The sequence below is a fragment of the Oleiphilus sp. HI0079 genome (genome assembly GCF_001635105.1).
On the sequence record NZ_LWFT01001380.1, the window covers coordinates 1 to 994 of the forward strand.

2 protein-coding genes are annotated in these 994 nt (G+C 49.3%); both read left to right on the forward strand.

The window, feature by feature from the left end; translation table 11 throughout:
- Positions 1–259, forward strand: a 259-nt coding sequence (gene rpsJ, locus A3750_RS23805) for a 30S ribosomal protein S10 (RefSeq protein ID WP_068549003.1), incomplete at its 5' end; no start/stop codon positions are given.
- Between the two features lie 106 nt (positions 260–365).
- Positions 366–994: 50S ribosomal protein L3 (gene rplC / locus A3750_RS23810; RefSeq protein ID WP_068549004.1), on the forward strand; the 629-nt coding region annotated here is incomplete at its 3' end.

The following is a 994-nucleotide window of genomic DNA, read 5'->3' on the forward strand; positions in this document are numbered from 1 at the left end:
TGACCAGTCTACACAAGAAATCGTAGACACGGCGAAGCGAACTGGAGCACAAGTGCGTGGCCCAATTCCTCTGCCAACAAAGAAAGAAAGGTTTACAGTATTGATCTCTCCGCACGTTAATAAAGATGCGCGTGATCAATATGAAATCCGCACGCATAAACGCATGATGGATATTGTAGAGCCTACAGAAAAAACTGTAGACGCACTCATGAAGCTTGATCTAGCTGCTGGTGTTGATGTTCAAATCAGCCTAGGTTAAGTCCAAGCGTAAGCTTGGGTGCTGGGTTTATCTAACCCGGCAAAGTGTAACTACCTATTAATAGGGCCATAGAGGGTGAGAGCCCCGTACACTTAAGAGGTGAAAAATGGCAATTGGTTTAGTCGGCCGCAAGGCTGGTATGACTCGTATCTTCACAGAAGAGGGTCGGTCAATCCCGGTAACCGTTATTGAAGTAGACGGTAACCGTATCACGCAGGTGAGAACTGAGGACGTGGATGGCTACAAGGCTGTTCAGATCACTACAGGTGAGCGTCGCGCTTCTCGCGTTTCTAAAGCAGCAGCAGGTCACTTCGCGAAAGCGGGTGTCGAAGCTGGTCGTGGTTTGTGGGAATTTCGTCTAGAAGCTGAAGAGGGTGCAGACCTTAAAGCGGGCGATGTTCTTAGTGTCGAGCAGTTTGAAACTGGTCAAATTGTTGATGTGACCGGTCAGTCAAAAGGTAAGGGGTTTCAAGGCGGTGTTAAGCGTTGGAACTTTCGTATGCAAGACGCAACACACGGTAACTCGCTATCTCACAGAGCTCCTGGTTCGATTGGTCAGTGTCAAACGCCTGGTCGAGTTGTGAAGGGTAAGAAGATGGCTGGCCACATGGGTGCTGAGCAGGTAACGGTTCAAGGTCTTGAGCTCGTGCGTATCGATGCAGAGCGCAACTTGCTTTTGATCAAAGGTGCTGTCCCTGGCGCAACTGGCACAGACATTATCGTCAAACCAGCTGT